This is a genomic window from Paraburkholderia hiiakae, assembly GCF_904848665.1.
GTDB lineage: Bacteria > Pseudomonadota > Gammaproteobacteria > Burkholderiales > Burkholderiaceae > Paraburkholderia > Paraburkholderia hiiakae.
In genome coordinates this window covers 16525-35035 of record NZ_CAJHCQ010000028.1, presented here as the reverse complement: position 1 = coordinate 35035, position 18511 = coordinate 16525, and the positions used below count along the sequence as shown (strand labels likewise).

The 18511-nt window shown below is 63.9% G+C and carries 13 protein-coding genes and 1 tRNA gene; 3 read left to right on the top strand and 11 right to left on the bottom strand.

Annotated elements, in window-relative coordinates; all coding sequences use genetic code 11:
* Positions 1-44: 44 nt before the first annotated feature.
* The 6 genes from JMY28_RS34695 to xylA all read right to left on the bottom strand — a co-directional run bounded on the left by JMY28_RS34695 (position 45) and on the right by xylA (position 10358).
* Positions 45-2894 (bottom strand): ATP-dependent Clp protease ATP-binding subunit, encoded by a 2850-nt coding sequence (locus JMY28_RS34695; protein WP_236597180.1) that lies wholly within the window; start codon positions 2892-2894, stop codon positions 45-47.
* A 496-nt stretch (positions 2895-3390) separates the two neighbouring features.
* Complete coding sequence (locus JMY28_RS34690; protein ID WP_201700402.1) at positions 3391-4590, bottom strand: sugar ABC transporter permease; 1200 nt, start codon at positions 4588-4590, stop codon at positions 3391-3393.
* Complete coding sequence (gene xylG / locus JMY28_RS34685; protein WP_407945572.1) at positions 4587-6188, bottom strand: D-xylose ABC transporter ATP-binding protein; 1602 nt, start codon at positions 6186-6188, stop codon at positions 4587-4589. Before xylG ends, JMY28_RS34690 begins: the two co-directional genes overlap by 4 nt.
* Before the next feature lie 31 nt (positions 6189-6219).
* The gene (gene xylF / locus JMY28_RS34680) at positions 6220-7248 is read right to left on the bottom strand and encodes a D-xylose ABC transporter substrate-binding protein (RefSeq protein ID WP_201700400.1); all 1029 of its coding nucleotides are present in this window, start codon (positions 7246-7248) and stop codon (positions 6220-6222) included.
* A gap of 195 nt (positions 7249-7443) precedes the next feature.
* Complete coding sequence (gene xylB, locus JMY28_RS34675; RefSeq protein ID WP_201700399.1) at positions 7444-8934, bottom strand: xylulokinase; 1491 nt, start codon at positions 8932-8934, stop codon at positions 7444-7446.
* Between the two features lie 101 nt (positions 8935-9035).
* A complete protein-coding gene (xylA, locus tag JMY28_RS34670) occupies positions 9036-10358 on the bottom strand; it encodes a xylose isomerase (RefSeq protein WP_201700398.1) in 1323 nt (440 codons plus the stop codon).
* A 311-nt stretch (positions 10359-10669) separates the two neighbouring features.
* Between xylA and JMY28_RS34665 the strand changes: the two genes are divergently transcribed.
* On the top strand, positions 10670-11881 hold the full coding sequence (locus JMY28_RS34665; RefSeq protein ID WP_201700397.1) for a XylR family transcriptional regulator: 1212 nt from the start codon (positions 10670-10672) through the stop codon (positions 11879-11881).
* A 57-nt stretch (positions 11882-11938) separates the two neighbouring features.
* Positions 11939-13039 carry an aldose epimerase family protein gene (locus JMY28_RS34660; protein ID WP_201700396.1) on the top strand — a complete coding sequence of 367 codons (1101 nt, stop codon included), beginning with the start codon at positions 11939-11941 and terminating at the stop codon, positions 13037-13039.
* A 19-nt stretch (positions 13040-13058) separates the two neighbouring features.
* On the opposite strand, the gene JMY28_RS34655 is transcribed toward JMY28_RS34660, so the two are convergent.
* From JMY28_RS34655 to JMY28_RS34645, 3 genes are all read right to left on the bottom strand, one after another.
* Positions 13059-13919: a 3-hydroxybutyryl-CoA dehydrogenase gene (locus JMY28_RS34655; RefSeq protein ID WP_201700395.1), complete on the bottom strand. Its 861-nt coding sequence runs from the start codon at positions 13917-13919 to the stop codon at positions 13059-13061.
* A gap of 174 nt (positions 13920-14093) precedes the next feature.
* Positions 14094-14414, bottom strand: a complete 321-nt coding sequence (locus tag JMY28_RS34650; RefSeq protein ID WP_236597179.1) for a DUF190 domain-containing protein — start codon at positions 14412-14414, stop codon at positions 14094-14096.
* 116 nt (positions 14415-14530) lie between these two features.
* Positions 14531-15100: an acyloxyacyl hydrolase gene (locus tag JMY28_RS34645; protein WP_201700393.1), complete on the bottom strand. Its 570-nt coding sequence runs from the start codon at positions 15098-15100 to the stop codon at positions 14531-14533.
* A gap of 637 nt (positions 15101-15737) precedes the next feature.
* On the opposite strand from JMY28_RS34645, the gene JMY28_RS34640 reads away from it, so the two are divergent.
* Positions 15738-17132, top strand: a complete 1395-nt coding sequence (locus JMY28_RS34640; RefSeq protein ID WP_201700392.1) for an MFS transporter — start codon at positions 15738-15740, stop codon at positions 17130-17132.
* An 87-nt stretch (positions 17133-17219) separates the two neighbouring features.
* On the opposite strand, the gene JMY28_RS34635 is transcribed toward JMY28_RS34640, so the two are convergent.
* Both JMY28_RS34635 and JMY28_RS34630 read right to left on the bottom strand, forming a co-directional pair.
* Positions 17220-18158, bottom strand: coding sequence for a DMT family transporter (locus JMY28_RS34635; RefSeq protein WP_201700391.1), 939 nt, complete (start codon positions 18156-18158; stop codon positions 17220-17222).
* A gap of 256 nt (positions 18159-18414) precedes the next feature.
* Positions 18415-18491 (bottom strand) — tRNA-Pro (locus JMY28_RS34630).
* Positions 18492-18511: the final 20 nt, after the last annotated feature.

The window sequence follows — 18511 nt, the reverse complement described above, 5'->3', positions numbered from 1 at the left end:
AAAGCTGGCGCACCTTTCGGTGCGCCAGCCGTTTTTCCACACGATCATGCAGGCTTCGCCTTCCCCCCGCCTTTGCCGCTCTTCTTCGACGGCGGCGGTGGCGGATCGCCTTCCATATCGTCCGCGGCAATTTCGTTCGCGACTTCATCGACAGGCGGCGTTGCCGCTTTCTTCGCCTTCTTCGCGGGCGTGTTCTCCTTCACGTCGGGCGGCACGGCGATCTTGCTGATCGTGACTTCGTCGTTCGTCTTGTCGTAGCCGATCTCGACGGTGTCCCCCGACTGCAGCGCGTCGCCGAGTATCTCTCTGGCCAGGCGCGTTTCCACTTCCTGGCGAATCTGCCGCTTGAGTTCGCGCGCGCCGAACTCCGGCTGATAGCCGGCCTCCACGAGGTGATCGACGAGCGTCTGCCCCATAAACAGCGTGATGCCCTGCGCGGCCGCCGTCCGCGTGACGCGTTCAAGCTGGATCTGCACGATCGCGCGGATGTTGTCGCGCGAGAGCGCATGAAACACGATGATCTCGTCGATGCGATTGAGGAACTCCGGCCGGAAGTGGCCCTTGAGCACCTTCATCAGTTCCACGCGAATCGTCTTCTCGTCAAGGCGTGACTTCTCGGGGCGCTCGAGGTTGTCCATGATGATCGACGCGCCGAGGTTGCTCGTGGCGATCAGAATCGTGTTGCTGAAGTCGACCACGCGGCCTTTGCCATCCGTCAAGCGCCCGTCGTCGAACACCTGCAGCAGCACGTTGTAGACGTCGGCATGTGCCTTTTCGATCTCGTCGAGCAGAATCACGCTGTACGGGCGCCGCCGCACGCGCTCGGTAAGTTGGCCACCCTCGTCGTAGCCCACGTAGCCCGGCGGCGCGCCGATGAGCCGCGCCACCGCATGACGCTCCATGTACTCGCTCATGTCGATGCGAATGATCGCCTGTTCGTCGCCGAACACGGTTTCCGCAAGCGCCTTCGCAAGCTCGGTCTTGCCCACGCCAGTCGGCCCGAGGAACAGGAAGGTTGCGATCGGCCGGTTCGACTGACCGAGACCCGCGCGCGAAAGGCGCACGGCGTCGCTCACCGCGACCACGGCGTCTGCCTGGCCTACCACACGCTCGCGCAGCGTTTCTTCCATCTTGAGCAACTTCTGGCGCTCTTCCTGAGTCAGGTCCGCCACCGGTATGCCGGTGAGCCGCGACACGACCTCGGCAATCGACGCCACCGTGACTTCGAGCGTTTCCGAACCCGTCTTGCGCTGCCACGCTTCGGTCAGCTCTTCGAGTTTTTCCTGCTTTTCGTTGATGCGCTCCTCGAACCCCTTCGCTTCGTCGAAGCGCTTGCGCGAAGCCGCGTAATCCTGCTCGCGCTTGAGCTGCGCGATCTCCGCTTCGAGCTCCTGCATATCGGCAGGACGCGAGGTCGAGCCGATGCGCACGCGCGCCGCAGCCTGATCGATGAGATCGATCGCCTTGTCCGGCAAAAAGCGCGACGTGATGTAGCGATCCGACAACTCGGCGGCGGCCACGAAGGCATCGTCGGCGAAGGTCACCTGATGGTGTGCTTCGAGTTTGTCGCGCAGGCCGCGCAGGATCACGATGGTCTGTTCGACCGTCGGCTCCGGCACGAGTACGGGCTGAAAACGCCGTTCGAGCGCCGCGTCTTTCTCGATGTACTTCTGATACTCGTTGAGCGTCGTAGCACCGATCAGGCTCAACTCGCCGCGCGCGAGCGCGGGCTTCAACACGTTGGCAATGTCGAGCCCGCCTTCGCCGCCACCCTGCCCCGCGCCGACGATCGTGTGCAATTCGTCGATGAAGAGAATCAGCTCGTCGTGCTTTGCGGTCACTTCGTCGATCAGTTGCTTCGCGCGTTCCTCGAACTCGCCGCGGTATTTCGCGCCCGCGACCATCGAATTGATGTTCACTTCCACGAGCCGCTTGCCGCGCAGCACCTCGGGCACGTCGCCGTTGACGATGCGCTGCGCGAGCCCCTCAACGATCGCGGTCTTGCCGACGCCCGGCTCGCCGATCAGCACCGGGTTGTTCTTCTTGCGCCGCGCGAGCACCTCGATCGTGTTCTCGATTTCCTGCGCTCGACCCAGCACCGGATCGAGCTTGCCCTGCCGCGCCATGGCCGTGAGGTCGCGGCCGAACTTGTCGAGTGTGGGGGTGCCCGTGGGCGCATCCACGCGGCCATCCTCTGCGCCCTTGCCTACCACCTTCACGACCTTCTGGCGCAGCGCCTCGGGTGTGACGCCGTATTTCTTGAGCAGCGTGCCCGCAATGCTGTCGGGTACGGCAGCGAGACCGATCAGCAGATGCTCCGGCCCGACGTACGAGTGGCCGAGATCGCGCGAAGCCTGAAACGCGAACTGAAACGCTTTTTTCAGGCGCGGCGAAATCGTCATCTTGTCGATGGGCGCGTCGGGCGAAGCCGTGCCCTTTTGCGCATGCTGATCGATATAGCCTTTGATGTCCTGCGGCGAAAGCTTCAACTCCTTCAGGAGTGCTGCGCAAACATCGGTGTCGGCGAGTACGTACAGCAGATGTTCCGTGTCGAGTTCATTACGCTGCAATTCGTGGGCTTTTTCCGCGGCGCGCTGCAGGATTTCTAGCGTCTGCTCGCTGAACGCATCGGTCGCGTCCACGGATTCGCGCGGCACCTCGGCGGCGAGATCGTGCCCGCCGTCGTCCTCGCCCTCGCCGCCTTGTCCGCCGAAAAAGCGCGACAGGCCGCTGCCGCCCAGCAGCGAGTCGAACGGGTTGATCATGCTTTGGTGACGCATCAGTTGGCGGTAGTCGTAGTCGCAGATCGACATGGACTTGCGCTGCCCGTTTTGCACGACAGTCACGCGCGCGACTGCGGGCCGGGTATTACAGATTTCGCAAAGAGTGGGCATGGTCGGCTTGTCTCCGGAGGATCGGAATCGCGCCGCCGACGTTGGCAAACCCCTGGCACAACCTCGCGGCACGATTCGGTGCAACACGACAGCGCATAGCGCGGTTGCACCAGCAAAGCGACAAATCGGCGAGCACGCGCAGCAACACCATTGCAGCGCAGTGCTGTGGCTGATGATGACCTTGCGGACGGAATGAATCGCGCGCGTCGCGTGCGTGTCCCGCCCAACACGGGTGCGATCGATTGTGGCAGGAAACGATTGCCAACGCCTTGAACATGCGCCGCTCAGTGCGCGGTCGATGATCGATCACATGAAAGAAAAAGGGCGGGACATGAGTCCCGCCCTGAGAACGCGCTCGGGGCGCGTGAGGAGAGCAACTACGCGTGACGGTCAATCAATGCGTTGCGACGTCACGCGAGGTGCAAGAACACCTTCATCAATCTCACTGCGCAGGCACGTTCGCAATCGTATCTGCCAAGTGCTTCACATTGGTCGCTCAGCGGCGGTTCGACCCCGACACGACATCGATCCACACGGCGAGCACAAGAATGCCGCCCTTCACAATCATCTGCCAATACGCGTCCACGTCGAGCATCGACATGCCGTTATCGAGACTCGCCATCACGAGCGCGCCGATCAGCGCGCCATACACGGTGCCGGAGCCGCCGCGCATCGACGTGCCGCCGATAAAGCAGGCCGCGATCGCGTCGAGTTCGCCCATCGTGCCGGCCGAGGGCGAACCGGCGGCGAGACGCGCCGTATTGACGATGCCCGCGAACGCGCACATGAGACCCATGAGCGCGAAGATCGCGAGCTTCACGCGGTTCGTGTTGACGCCGGAAAGACGCGTGGCTTCGAGGTTCGAGCCCACCGCGTAGATGCGGCGGCCGAACACCGTTTGCGTAGCGATCCATGTGAAGATACCGAGCAGCGCGAGCAGCAGCAGAACGGGCACCGGAATGCCGCCATAGCTGTCGAGCATCAGCACGAACGCAAGCAGGATCGCGCCCGCGCCGACGATCTTCACGCCGTCCTGCCAGAGCGGCACGACGCTCAACTGATAGCGCCTGCGGTTCCCACGCTGACGCACCGTGAGCACGGCCAGCAGCACGAAAAGCGCGAGCGCCAGCACGTCGCCCGCGACGCGCGGCAAATAGCCCTGACCGAGGAACACGAAGTGATCGGACACCGGCGCGATGGTCGAACCGCCCGTAATGCCGAGCAGCACGCCGCGAAACGCGAGCATGCCGCCCAAGCCCACGATGAACGACGGTACGCGACGGTATGTCGACCACCAGCCGTTGAAAAGTCCCACCAGCACGCCGAGCACGAGCACCACGGGCACGGTCACGCCGATGGGCCAGCCGCGGTTCACGTCGAGAATGGCGGCCACGCCGCCGAGCAGGCCCAGCAGCGAACCCACCGAGAGATCGATCTCGCCCGCGATGATGACGAACACCATGCCGCACGCGAGCATCCCGGTGATCGACATCTGCCGCAGCAGGTTCGACACGTTGCGCGGCGTGACGAACGCGCCGTGCGTAAGCAGCGAAAAGAACAGCCAGATCACCGCCACTGCGAGCAGCAGCGCGAGGATCTTGTAGCGCGCGAAGAGTTGCTGGAAGCGCATGGCGAAACCATTACCACCGTGCGGTAATTCTTCGCGCGCGCTTTGGGTCGTGACGTCGGGGGTCATACTGCACTCGCTGTATCGGGTTGGGCGCGCACGGTCTGGATCGCCGCGCCAAGAATGTCTTCCTGCGTGAGGTTTTCATTGACGAAGTCGCCGCGCAACTCGCCTTCGCCGATCACGAGCACGCGGTCGCTGATGCCCAGCACCTCCGGCAGCTCGGACGACACCATCACGATCGCCACGCCGCGTTTGGCGAGCTGGAAGATCAGCTTGTAGATCTCGTACTTCGCGCCGACGTCCACGCCGCGCGTCGGCTCGTCGAGGATCAGCACCTTCGGGTCGGTGAGCAGCATCTTGGTGAGCACGGCCTTCTGCTGATTGCCGCCAGAAAGGCTCGCAATCGACAGCATGGGGTTCGCCGCGCGCACCGAAAGACGCTGCATCTCCGTGCGGATCGTGTCGAGTTCGGCGGCCGCGTCGATGCGTCCGTGCTTCGAGAAACGCTGCAGCACCGAGAGCGTGATGTTGTGGCCCACGCCCAGTTGCGGCACGATGCCGTGGCGCTTGCGGTCCTCGGGCACCATGGCGATGCCCGCATTGATCGCATCGAGCGGCGAGCGGATTTTCAGCGGTCGGCCTTCGAGCAGGACCGTCGCCGTGCATGCGCCCGCATAGGCGCCGAAGATCGCCTGCATGGTCTCCGTGCGGCCCGCGCCCACCAGCCCGGCCACGCCCAGGATCTCGCCGCGCCGCACCGAGAACGACACGTCGTCCACACGCTTGCGGCGCGGATTCGTCACGTCGTAGCAGGTCACGTTGCGCGCCTCGAACATGACCTCGCCAATGTCATGCGGCTCGCGCGGAAAGAGATTGCGGATCTCGCGTCCTACCATCATCGCGATGATGCGGTCGGTGGTGAGCGTCGCCATGGGCTCGGTAGCCACGTGGCGCCCGTCGCGGATCACGCTCACCGTATCGCACACGGCCTCGACCTCGTCGAGTTTGTGCGAGATGTAGACGCACGCCACGCCGCGGCGCTTCAAATCGCGCACGATGTCGAGCAGGATCTTCGTTTCCGCCGCGGTGAGCGAAGACGACGGCTCGTCGAGAATCAGCAGCTTCGCGCGCTTGTTCAGCGCCTTCGCGATCTCGATGAGTTGCTGATGGCCGCCGCCATAATTCATCACTGGCTGCGCCACGTTGATGGCGTCGATGTTCAACTCGCGCAGCAGTTCGTCGGCGCGCTGATACATCGCCGCGTAATTCATGCGGCCGCCCGGCAGCGTGATTTCGTTGCCGAGAAAGATGTTTTCGGCCACCGACAGCTCGGGCACGAGCATCAGTTCCTGGTGGATGATGACGATGCCCGCACGCTCGGTGTCGCGCACGCTTTGCGCTTCGAGCGGCGCGCCCTCCCAACGGATCTCGCCGCTCCAGGTGCCGTGCGGGTACACGCCCGAAAGCACTTTCATGAGCGTGGATTTGCCGGCGCCGTTCTCGCCGCACAGACCCACGCACTCGCCGGGCCGTACTGTGAGGTCGATGCCGTCGAGCGCTTTCACGCCCGCAAAGGTCTTGACGATGCCGTGCATCGTCAGCAAGGGTTCGGTCATACGCTGGTCACTCGCTGCAAAGGCCCGCGCGTCACCATCGCCACACACGTGGCGCGCGCGGGCCGTCAAGCCATAGACGTTACTGGCTTGCCAGTTGCGCCTGCGTGTAGAAGCCGTCCTTCACGACGACGTCCACGTTGCTCTTCGTGAGCACCGTAGGCTGCAGCAGCACCGTTTCGACCTTCTTCTTGCCGTTGTCGTACTGCGCGTTGTACGCGGGCTTTTCGCCCTTCGCGAGATCGACAGCGAGCTTCGCGGCTTCGCCCGCGATGAGCTTGAGCGGCTTGTAGACCGTCATGGTCTGCGTGCCCGCCACCACGCGCTTGACTGCCGCGAGGTCCGCGTCCTGGCCCGACACCGGCACCTTGCCCGCGAGATGCTGCGCGGCGAGCGCCTGGATCGCGCCGCCCGCCGTGCCGTCATTCGAGGCGACGACTGCGTCGATCTTGTTGTTGTTCGCGGTAAGCGCGTCTTCCATGATGCGCAGCGCCGTCGAGGCGCTCCACTCCGGCACCCATTGCTGGCCGACTACCTTGATGTCGCCACGGTCGATAGCGGGCTTGAGAACCTTCAGTTGTCCTTCACGCAGCATCTTCGCGTTGTTGTCGGTGGGCGCGCCGCCCAGCAGGAAGTAATTGCCCTTGGGCTGCGCATCGTAGACACCCTTGGCCTGAAGCTCGCCCACCTTCTCGTTGTCGAAGGAGATGTAGGCGTCGATATCGGCATCGAGAATCAGACGGTCGTACGAAACAACCTTGATGCCCGCCTTCTTCGCTTCGGCGACGACGTTGCCGAGCGTCTTCGAGTTGAACGGCACGATCACGATGACGTCGACGCCACGCGAGATGAGGTTTTCGATCTGCGAGATCTGGCGTTCCTCGCTAGCGTCAGCCGATTGCACCGACACTTTCGCGCCCATCTTTTCCGCTGCGGCGACGAAATAGTCACGGTCGCGAGACCAGCGCTCGACACGCAGGTCATCGATACAGAAGCCGATCTCGGGATGATCCTTGCTCGCGTGTGCGAGCGGTGCGGCTAGCGACAGGCTCGCGAGCACGGCCCCGCATACGAGCGAACTCAGAACCGACCGACGTTTGGCGAAATTCATGTCTCCATACTCCTCTTGATGCCGATGCTTGGGCACGCGCGTACGCGTCGCCACCGCGGCGATGGTTTTCAGGCTGTTGCCGATGTAATTGCGGAACACACGCGAAACGGCACGGCGTGCGGTATAACCGTAGGACTACCAATCGACTGCACGACTACACTGGCCGCGCAGTTTTTTCTTCCCCAGCGCCTCTAGTCAGGCGCCGGTTGCGAAAACCGGTTCGAGCGCACGATACAGCGCACTAAAGGTTGGACGGCGTGCCTCGCGATACCAGGCGTGGCGCGCGGCGTCAGGCTCGCGCATCGCGAGCACGGGTGGCTGCGGGCACACTTCGTCGAGCGGCGCGCCCGGTTCGAGCGCGAGATGCGCGAGGCGCGCGGCGCCCAGCGCTGGACCGACCTCGCCGCCGGCGCGCAGCGTAAGCGCGCGGCCGCTGATATCGGCGAGCATTTGCGTCCACCAGGCGCTGCGCGAGCCGCCGCCAATGACCGTTATCGTCTCCGGGACAAGCCCCGCCGCGTGCAGTGCGTCCATACCGTCAAGCAGTGCGAAGCCTACGCCTTCCAGTGTCGCGTTGGCCAGATCGGCGCGCGCGGTCTGCGGAGTCATGCCGTAGAACACGCCCTTCGCGTTGACGTTGTTGTGCGGCGTGCGCTCGCCGCTGAGGTACGGCAAGAACCATGGCCGGCGCGCGTCGCGCTCGGCGCTCGAGTTCGCTTCGGCGTCGGCGAGCAACGCGGCAACGCTTTCGTAACCCGTAAGCTGCGCGGTGAAGTCGAGGCAACTGGCCGCGTTCAGCATCACCGACATCAGATGCCACGTGTGCGGCAACGCATGGCAGAAACTGTGCACGGCGGAATCCGGATTGGCGAGAAAACCGTCCGAGACCGCGAAATAGACGCCCGAGGTGCCGAGCGAAAGCATCGCGTCGCCGGGTCGCACGATGCCCACGCCCACCGCGCCCGCCGCGTTGTCGCCACCGCCCGCCACGACCGGAATTTCGCGCAGGCCGAATTGCCGCGCGAGTTCGGGCCGCAGCATGCCCGTTACCTGGTTGCCTTCGAATACGTCCGGCATTTGTGCACGCGTGAGGCCGCACGCCGCAAGCAAGGTCTCGCTATAGTCGCGCTTCGCAATGTCGAGCCACAGCGTGCCAGCGGCGTCGGACGGATCGGTCGCGAATACGCCCGTGAGCAGCCAGCGCAAATAGTCCTTCGGCAACAGTACATGCGCGATGCGCGCGAAGAGCTCCGGCTCGTGCTTGCGCACCCACAACAGCTTCGGCGCCGTGAAGCCCGGCATCGCGAGATTGCCAGCAATGGCATGCAACTGCGGTACGTCGCGCGTAAGCTCGATACATTCGGTATCCGAACGACCATCGTTCCACAAAATCGCGGGACGCAGCACCTCGCCCTGCGCGTCGAGCAGCGTCGCGCCGTGCATCTGGCCGGTCAGGCCGAGCGCTTCAATACGCGCCGGGTCGATGCCGCGCCCACGCGCTTCGTCGATGAGCGCGCGCAATGCGCCCTGCGTGGCGAGCCACCAGTCTTGCGGCGCCTGCTCGGACCAGCGTGGCTGCGGCCGGCTCACGGCGAGCGGCGCGCTCGCGCTGCCGAGCACATCGCCCGCGCGATCGAGCAGCACAGCCTTCACGCCCGACGTGCCGAGGTCGATACCGATGAACATGTCTCCGTCCTTCTTTTTGCGCCAGTTTGCCTTCTGTGGCAGACGGCGCAATTGCGAATTTGACGGCGCGCGCTAATGTTTTTTCGCGCGCCGTGGCACGGCTAGCGCTGGCCGTAGATCGCCTGGTTCACGACATTCTCGAGGCGCTCCTGCTGGCCGCTCGCGTGCTGCGGATTCATGTCGTGCGCGAGTGCGTCGGTGGCGAGCGACGAAAGCGAATAGCCGCCCGCGAGAATCTTGCGGCCGAACTCGCTGTCCCAGCCTGCGTAGCGCTGGCTGCGGAACTGCTCGAGCCGGTCGTTTTCCACGAGCGCCGCACCGCGCTCAAGCGCAAGCGCGAGCACGTCGATCGCGCCCACGTGGCCGTAGAACATGTCTTCCGGATCGACGCTTGCGCGGCGCACCTTCGCATCGAAGTTCATGCCGCCCGTCGTAAAGCCGCCGTGGCGCAGGATCTCGTAGAACGCGAGCGTGAGTTCTTCGACGCTGTTCGGGAACTGGTCGGTGTCCCAGCCGTTTTGCGGATCGCCGCGATTCGCGTCGACGCTGCCGAACACGCCCAGCGCGAACGCCGACGCAATTTCGTGCTGGAATGAATGGCCCGCGAGCGTCGCGTGATTTGCCTCGATATTCACGCGGATTTCGTTCTGCAAACCGTATTGCGTGAGAAAGCCGTGCACCGTGGCGACATCGTAGTCGTACTGATGCTTGGTCGGCTCCTGTGGCTTCGGCTCGATCAGCAGCGTGCCGGTGAAGCCGGTGCGATGCTTGTGCTCGACCACCATCGAAAGGAAACGCGCGAACTGTTCGCGCTCACGCTTGAGGTCGGTATTGAGCAGCGTATCGTAGCCTTCGCGGCCGCCCCACAGCACATAGTTCTCGCCGCCCAGCTTGCGCGTTGCGTCGAGCGCATGACAAACCTGAGTGGCCGCATACGCAAAGACTTCGGGGTTGGGGTTCGTCGCGGCGCCGCCCGCGTAGCGCGGATTCGAAAACAGGTTCGCGGTGCCCCACAGCAGCTTCACGCCGCTCGCCTGCTGGCGCTCGCCGAGGTAGTCGACCATGCGCTTGAAGTTTTCCGTGTAGTCCTTCAGATCCTTGCCTTCCGGAGCCACATCGGTGTCGTGGAACGTGTAATAAGGTGTGCCGAGCTTCGAGAAAAATTCGAACGCTGCATCGGCCTTCTGGCGCGCGCGCTCCATGGCGTCGCCGGGCTGCTGCCACGGCCGGTGAAACGCTCCCTGCCCGAAAATATCGTTGCCGGGCCAGACGAACGAGTGCCAATAGCACACCGCAATGCGCAGATGCTCTTCGAGCGTCTTGCCGAGCACCTTTTTGGTACGGTCGTAGTGATGGTACGCAAGCGGGTTGTCCGACTGCGGTCCTTCGTATCGAATCGCTGGGATATGTTCGAAGTACGACATGATGTCTCCAATGTTGTTGCAGCGCAGCGGCGCAGCGTGCATCACTCTGTGTGACGCCATACTGCCCGTGACGCGCAAAGCGCGGCAATTGCGAAATTGCGTGAGACCCCTAATGTTTCCTGCCGACTGGCGCGGCCGGTGCGCCCGCGAACCCGAATGTGGGCCTAAAATAGCCGGGCGCTTAAAACGACGCGCCGCCGGCGCGAAAGACATCGTAGCGCGGCGCTCATTTGCGCGCACCGCGCCCGAACTGGAGACATGGCGGTTTTCCGCAGGCGATGCGCGCCGGGCGAACAGCCGCTGATAACGACATGACCCGTGCCCCCGTTTCCCAGACGCCCCACCGCATCGCACTGCTCTTCAACGCGAATAAGGTGTACGACCGCGAGATCATTGCGGGGATTGGCCACTATCTGCGCTCCACACGTGTAGCCTGGGACCTCTTTCTCGAAGAAGACTTCCGCTGCCGACTCGCGGGCATCGAGCGCTTCGACGGGGACGGCATCATCGCCGACTTCGACGACCCCGCCGTGGCCGACGCCCTGCGTGGCTGCCCGCTGCCGGTGGTCGCCGTGGGCTCGTCGTTCGAAGATGCCGGCCAATACCCTGCCGACGTGCCCTATATCGCGACCGACAACCGCAAACTGGTCTCGCTCGCGTGGACGCATCTGATCGGTGCAGGCCTGCCGAATCTCGCGATGTACAGCCTGCCCGTCGCGCAGGAAAACCGCTGGGCGCAGGAGCGCGAACTCGCGTTCCAGGCGATCGCCCGGGAAGAAGGCTTGCAGGCGCCGATCTACCGGGGCCAAGCGACCAGCGCCAGTGCCTGGAACCAGCACATCGAACAGTTGAGCGCGTGGCTGCACAGCCTGCCCAAGCCCGTGGGGGTGATCGCCGTGACCGATGCCCGGGCAAGGCATTTGCTCCAGGCATGCCTGATTCACGGCATTGCTGTGCCCGAGCAGGTGGCGATTATCGGCATCGACAACGATCCGCTCACTCGCACGCTCACGCGTATTCCGCTCTCGTCGGTCATTCAGGGCACTGAGGAAATGGGCAAGACGGCCGCCCACTTGCTGCACCAGATGCTTCGCGGCGCACGTTTTCCGGGACAACGCATTCTGGTTCCGCCCGTCGGCATCAATGTGCTCGAATCGACCCGGCATGAACCGTTGTCGAGCCCGCATGTCATGCGCGCACGTCACTTCATCCGCCAGTACGCATGCCAGGGCATCAAGACCGAGCAGGTGGCCGACTACGTGGGCGTGTCGCGCTCGTCGCTGGAAGAATATTTCCGGCGTGAACTCCAGTGCACGGTCCACCAGGAAATCTTGCGCCACAAGCTGGACGCCGCGAAGGCGATGCTCGCGAGCCGCGACGCTTCGAGCGCGGAGGTGGCAATCCGCTGCGGATTCACGTCGCTGCAGTACATGTATGCCGTATTCCGCCGTGAGCTGGGATGCACGCCGCGCGAATATCAGGACAGTGTCGCGAACGCTTCCGGCGGGCGCCTGTCCACTTGATAAAGCGGCTTCGGCCACCCGGACAATCACGCTTTCTTCATACGTTCTCTTCACCCCATGAACACTCTTGCTGCCTATCTGACTTCCGAACCGTGGGGCGCCCTGCCCGGCGGCGACGCCGTGCGGCTCTACACGTTGCGCAACGCGCAGGGCATGAAGGTGACGGTCAGCGACCTTGGCGCGACGCTCGTCTCATGGCTCGCCCCCGATCGCGCCGGCCGCCTCGCAGACATCATGCTCGGCCACGACACGCCCGCGGAGTATCTCGCCGCCACCACGTACATGGGCGCCCTGGTTGGGCGCTGGGCCAACCGCATCGCGGGTGCGCACTTCACGCTGGACGGGATCGACTATCCGCTCGATCGCAACGAGAACGGCAATCTGCTGCATGGCGGCGCGAACGGCTTTCACCGGCAGATGTGGCAGGTGGAAGAGGATCGGGGCTCGCTGGTGCTGCGGCTCGATTCGCCCGAAGGCGATGGCGGTTTTCCGGGCAACGTGAGCGTGCAGGTGCGCTATACGCTCGACGACGATGGCACGCTCACGCTCGAATACGAGGGCGTGAGCGATGCGCCCACGCCCCTCAATCTCACGAGCCACGGCTACTTCAACCTCTCCGGCGAAACGAGCCCGGACATTCGCGGCCACGTGCTGACGATCGACGCCGATGCCTTCCTCGAAGTCGATCCTCAGTTGATTCCCGTGCGCATTACCGATGTCTCGGGCAGCGCCTTCGACTTTCGTCACGGCGCGCCGCTCGGTGCGCGGCTCGACTGGCCGCACACCCAGCTCGAACGCGCGCATGGTTTCGACCACTGCTACGTACTGCGCGCGCCCGAGAGCACGGCGGGCACGCTGCACGCCGCGCCGGGCCGCTGGCCCGTGCGGCCGGTCGCACGCGTGTACGAGCCGGGCAGCGGGCGCGAACTCGCCGTCTCGACCGACCAGCGCGGTCTGCAGCTTTATACGGGGAATTATCTGGAAGGACAGCCGGGACGCCGTGGCGCGACGTGCGCGCGCTATGCGGGGCTGTGCCTCGAAGCGGGCGGCTTCCCGAACCAGATCAACATGGAAGCGCCCGCGCGCGACGAAGTGGTGCTGCAGCCCGGCAAGACGTATCAGCAAATCACGCAATACCGCGTGAGCGTGCTCGCCTGAAGGCAGCCGGGCGCAAACTTCAGGAGACTTTGTCGTACTGATACACGCCGCGGCCAGTTTTGCGGCCGAGCTGGCCCGCCGCGACCATCTCGCGCAGCAGCGGGCACGCACGATACTTCGAGTCGCCGAAGTCCTTCAGGAACACGTCCATCACCGAAAGACAGACGTCGAGCCCGATCAGGTCCGCCAGCGCGAGCGGGCCGATCGGATGATTGGCGCCGAGCTTCATGCCCGCGTCGATTTCCTCGGCGCTCGCAATGCCTTCCGCGAGCACGAAGAACGCTTCGTTGATCATCGGCACCAGAATGCGGTTCACCACGAAACCCGGCGCGTTCTTCACGGCGATCGGCGTCTTCTCGAGGCGCAGCGCCATTTCGCGCACCGACTCGGCCACATCCGCGCGCGTCTGCAGACCGCGAATGACCTCGACGAGCGGCATCATCGGCACCGGGTTGAAGAAGTGCATGCCGATAAAGCGCGACGGGTCGGCGAGCGTGGTCGCGAGCGCCGTGATCGAGATCGACGAAGTGTTCGACGCGATGATCGCGTCGGGGCGGGCCGCGGCCTCGATCTGCTTGAGAATGCGCGTCTTGAGCTCGGCGTTCTCGGTCGCCGCCTCGATCACGAGATCGACGCTCGCGAGACGCTGGTAGTCGGTGGCCGTTTCGATGCGGGCGAGCGCGGCGTCGCGCGCGCCGGCTTCGAGCTTGCCCTTCGAGACGAGCCGATCGAGGCTGTGTGTGAGCGTGGCGACGCCCTTGGCGAGCGCCGCATCGGTGACGTCGATCATCACCGCCTTGAGCCCCGCCACCGCCACCGCCTGGGCGATGCCGTTGCCCATCGTGCCTGCGCCCACGATCCCTACCGATTCGATTGCCATGCCTCGTCCTCACTCCTTGTCTGCGACGCCGGCGTGTCGCTATGGAAAATGCCGGTCATGCGGCGCAACGCGTGGTGCACCGCACCAATACCCACAGTGTAACGGGTTGCGCAAATCCACCGGAACTCGCGTGACGGGGTGGCCTGCAGCAGCGTGCCTTGAAGACGCTGCCGTTCAGACGCCGCCGAGCCGGCCGTAGTCAATTGCCGAGCGCGTATAGAAGAGTTCGACGCCTCCCGCTTCCAGCGTGACGAGGAGTGCGTCGATGGAGGGCTCGTCGGCGACGATCAGCACCACAGTGGGCTCGTCGGCCAGATCGAAGAAGTGGGCGGCGTGCATCTTTCCGTGGGCATCGAGGCCCTCGTAACCTTCCAGCACGGTGACGCCGAAGACACCCTGCGCACGCGCGGCGTCGATGATCCACGAGACCGCCGACTTGTGGCCCTTCTTGTGCTTGCGGCTCGTGTAAAGCGTGAGTTGACTGCCTGCGGGCATGGGAACCTCCATGCACTCGGAAGTACGTCGAACAAGCGTCGCGGGACGGACGGCATGCAAAAAATTCTAGCACGCGTCTTTTCACGTGCCCGTACACCGGCACGCCCGCTGCCGCCCTAGAAGTTGAACTGGAAATAGATCTGACTGAAGTTCGTACCCGGATTCGGTTCCTTGATATCCGCGTTCGACAAGTGCTGGAAGCGGAACCCCGCCTGGTAATTCCCGTGCTCGCCGAACTGCGCGCCAACGCCGACCATATCCGCGAACTGGAATGACGTCGACGTCGCGCGGTCGGGCGTTTGCCGCACATGCGAGAGGAAGTGAAAACCCACGCCCGCCTCGATGAAGGGCTTGAACCAGCCGGTATCCTTGATGAAGCGAAAAACGGGCGTCACGCCATATTCCCAGATATGGGAGTAGACAGCGTCCGGTGCGTTCAGCTTCCAGTATGCGACGTGCGCCTCCCCAACCAACGTGAAGTGATATCCGCCGATGTGCCACCACTGCAGGCCCGGATCCCACACGAAACCGAGGTCGAGCTTTTTCACGTCGTGGTCCGCGACACCCGCTCCGAGCTGAACGCCGAACGTGTTGTCCGCTTGCGCGCTGGCCGCGCCGAACGCGCAAAGCGCGGTGAGCGACCCACGCACCGCACGAGCCGACCAGACGAATCTTCTTACTTTCATATATTTCCCCGACTTGATCGACTCAGCATGACGCCATGCATCGGGCACAACCACAATTTGCGCGGGCTCGGGGTACGTGCAAATGCCATACAAAATGCACTGCGCACTTGTCATTTAGACAGAACAAATGCCATCGCACTTCAATGTTCACCAATGACCCACGGGTATATGAGAGCGCAGTTTAGCGTCGAAGAACCGAACGCGCTCGCTCGCACGCTAACAGGCCGCGCCCCGTAGGGTTCTCCGTCTTGATAAACACTGACTGACGCCTTTCAGTTTTCGATTATTGAAGCCGGTAAATGATGTGGGCCGCGTATTTACGGAAAAATTTACGAAATACGTGCTCACCCTGCTAATGAATCCGCCTCGATTACTGTCTTTCGATTTACGGGCGTTCATATTCGTGAATAGCGATTCTCCAATTCGCGTGGTGTCTGGATATTCCGCTGAGTAAAACCCATGCGGCGCCCGGGCTGGGGTATGCCCGAACACCGCCGAATGCACTGCGTAGCTGTACCCAAATTGAGGACAGACGGCGCGCGAGCCCCTCGCATAATCCGCATGAATTGTGATTCGCGGCAAACAACAACGCTATAACCCTTGCCACGCTCACGCCCCGGTGCCCAGGAGGAGACACATGAGCCCAATCCCGCAAGGGCATGCTTCACGCGTGCCGCAAACGTCCGCGCAAGCGCAGTCAAACTGCGCAGCCGCCACCGAACAAGTTACGCGCAAGGTCTCGCGCCATTTGCTCGGCTTCCTGTTCCTGCTGTTTGTCGTCTCGTTCCTCGACCGCATCAACATCGGCTTCGCGGGCCTGACGATGATGAAGGACCTCGGCCTGTCGAGCACGCAGTTCGGCTTCGCCACCACCCTCTTCTACGTCGCCTATATCGCGTGCGGCATTCCGGGCAATCTCATGCTCGCGCGCGTCGGCGCACGCCGATGGATCAGCTTCATCATGATTGCGTGGGGCCTCGCCTCCACCGCGACGATGTTCGCCACCAACGCCACCACGCTGTACTGGCTGCGCATGCTGGTTGGCGTGACCGAGGCAGGCTTCCTGCCCGGCATGCTGCTCTATCTCACCTGCTGGTTCCCAAGCGCGTGGCGCGCACGGGCGAATGCCCTCTTCATGATCGCCATGCCCGTGACGGCCGCGCTCGGCTCCGCCGTCTCGGGTTTTATCCTCAAGCTCGACGGCCATGCAGGACTGGCCGGCTGGCAATGGCTCTTCGTGCTCGAAGGCATGCCGGCAGCGCTGCTCGGCTGCGTCGCCTTCTTCTATCTGGACGACACACCGCGTGCCGCACGCTGGCTCAGCGCGGAAGAAAAACGCACGCTCGAAGCGGCGCTTGCCGAGCCTGCCGATTCCTTCGCTTCGACCACGGCGCGCGCAGCGAGCGAGCGCAACCTCTGGCAGCAACTGCGCTCGCCGGTGGTCCTGCGCTTCGCGGCGGCGTACTTCTGCCTCGTCAACACACTCGCCATGGTCGCAGTGTGGGCGCCGCTGATCGTGAAGGGCTTCAGCGCCGGGGCGAGCAACGTCACCGTGGGCCTCGTGGCGACGATTCCGCAGCTCGTCACCATCGTTGCGATGATCGCGTGGGGTCGCCGCTCGGACCGGCGGCAGGAACGCAAATGGCACCTCGCCGCGCCGATGCTGCTCTCGGGGATTGGCTGCGTGTTGACGGCGCAAGGCGGCGCGCCGCTCGTGCAACTGCTTGGCGTGTGCCTCGCATCGGCGGGGTCGTACACGGCGATGTCGATCTTCTGGACCACGCCCGACCAAGCGTTCACGCCGCAAGCGCGGGCGGTAGGCATCGCCGTGATCAATGCGATCGGCAATATCAGCTCGGCGGCAAATCCGCTCGTGGTGGGCTGGCTTAAAGATGCGACGCACAGCTATGCGGCGGGGCTCATCTATTCCGCGGTGCTGCTCGTGCTGGGGGCAATGATCGTCGCGACGTTGCCGATCGGTCGCAGCGGTCGTGAGAAGGAAGTCAAAGCGGTGCCGCGCGCGGCGGCTTGAGCGAGCTTGAATGCGAAACGCGCGGCGTCAATTGCCGCGCGATTTCGTTGATCCTGGCAAGGCACTGCGTTTACGGGCGCTGTGCTGCTAGCGGTCCGCGCCTGCTCCGCTGTGGCGCGCGGGGAATCCCGGCAAGCGCTTCACGAAGCCGGTCGCGAGCGCCGTGCCCACGAGAATCGCCGCGCACGCCTCGACCATGCCCGTCGAAACGCGCTCGCCGAGAAAGAGCGCGCCCCACAGAATGCCAAAGATAGGGATCACGAACGTCACCGTGATCGCGCGCGCCGGCCCCACCGCTGCGATCAGCCGGAAGAACAACAGATAAGCGACACCCGTGCACGCTACGCCCAGGCACAGCACCGCGCCCCACGCATGCATCGAGATGGGCGCGGCAGGCCACGTGACCAAGGCGATCGGCGCGAGCACGAGCGTCGCGCCCGTCATCGTCCCGGCAGCGACCGTGAGTGGATCGACGCCCGTGAGATGGCGCTTCGTGTAGCTCGCGGCGACGCCGTACAGCGCCGCTGCGACCAGCGCCGCAAGGGCGGCGAGTGCAGCGCTCGTGGAAGAAGCGCCGTCGCCGGCGTGCGTCACGACCTGATCCCAGACAAGCGCGAGCACGCCCGCGAAGCCGATTGCCAGCCCGACCACACGCAACCGGCTCAGACGGTCCTTAAGCCAGACATACGCGACGACCGCACCCCACAGCGGCGTGGTCGCGTTGATGACGGAAGTGACGCCCGCGGAGAGCGTGAGCTCGGCCCACGCGAAGAGACAGAACGGCGCGGCCGAATTGAGGATGCCGACGACGAAGAGCGGCCACGCGCGTTCGCGCAACGTGCCGAGCGCTTCGCGTGCGGGGCGCCGCGAGAACAGCACGAGCAGAAGGAACAACGCGCCGATGCCAACACGCAGCGCCATCAGCGGCGCGACGCCGAAATCGGTCACGCCGACACGGATGAACAGAAACGACCCGCCCCATAGGGCGGCAAGGAAGACCAGTTGTGCGAGATCGATCGGGTTCATATGAGGTGACGCTGTCAGAGCACGGAGTTGCGCGCGGGCGCGTGGTTATACGGATCACGGGCGCGGTGTACGCGTATCGTAAGGCGAGCGGCACGCGCCGTATAACGAAGGATTCTCACCGATATGTGAGAAAAATTGACAGCCGGATCTTGCGGTGTCATTGCTTCACGCGTTGGGTCACGTATCGGGTCACGCGTTTTGCAGCGCGAAAAATGACAAAGCCCGCGTAATCTTTCGATTACGCGGGCTCTATTCTTGGTCGGGGCGAGAGGATTTGAACCTCCGACCACCTGCACCCCATGCAGGTACGCTACCAGGCTGCGCTACGCCCCGAGAGCTAGAAAGTATAACAG

Excerpts from the sequence above, each read along its gene's own strand:
- JMY28_RS34650 (WP_236597179.1), bottom strand. The coding sequence starts at position 14,414 with ATGCCCGCAGGCAGTCAACTCACGCTTTACACGAGCCGCAAGCACAAG.
- JMY28_RS34645 (WP_201700393.1), bottom strand. The coding sequence starts at position 15,100 with ATGAAAGTAAGAAGATTCGTCTGGTCGGCTCGTGCGGTGCGTGGGTCG.
- JMY28_RS34640 (WP_201700392.1), top strand. The coding sequence starts at position 15,738 with ATGAGCCCAATCCCGCAAGGGCATGCTTCACGCGTGCCGCAAACGTCC.
- JMY28_RS34690 (WP_201700402.1), bottom strand. The coding sequence starts at position 4,590 with ATGACCCCCGACGTCACGACCCAAAGCGCGCGCGAAGAATTACCGCAC.
- xylA (WP_201700398.1), bottom strand. The coding sequence starts at position 10,358 with ATGTCGTACTTCGAACATATCCCAGCGATTCGATACGAAGGACCGCAG.
- xylB (WP_201700399.1), bottom strand. The coding sequence starts at position 8,934 with ATGTTCATCGGTATCGACCTCGGCACGTCGGGCGTGAAGGCTGTGCTG.
- xylF (WP_201700400.1), bottom strand. The coding sequence starts at position 7,248 with ATGAATTTCGCCAAACGTCGGTCGGTTCTGAGTTCGCTCGTATGCGGG.
- JMY28_RS34660 (WP_201700396.1), top strand. The coding sequence starts at position 11,939 with ATGAACACTCTTGCTGCCTATCTGACTTCCGAACCGTGGGGCGCCCTG.
- JMY28_RS34655 (WP_201700395.1), bottom strand. The coding sequence starts at position 13,919 with ATGGCAATCGAATCGGTAGGGATCGTGGGCGCAGGCACGATGGGCAAC.
- JMY28_RS34695 (WP_236597180.1), bottom strand. The coding sequence starts at position 2,894 with ATGCCCACTCTTTGCGAAATCTGTAATACCCGGCCCGCAGTCGCGCGC.
- JMY28_RS34635 (WP_201700391.1), bottom strand. The coding sequence starts at position 18,158 with ATGAACCCGATCGATCTCGCACAACTGGTCTTCCTTGCCGCCCTATGG.
- JMY28_RS34665 (WP_201700397.1), top strand. The coding sequence starts at position 10,670 with ATGACCCGTGCCCCCGTTTCCCAGACGCCCCACCGCATCGCACTGCTC.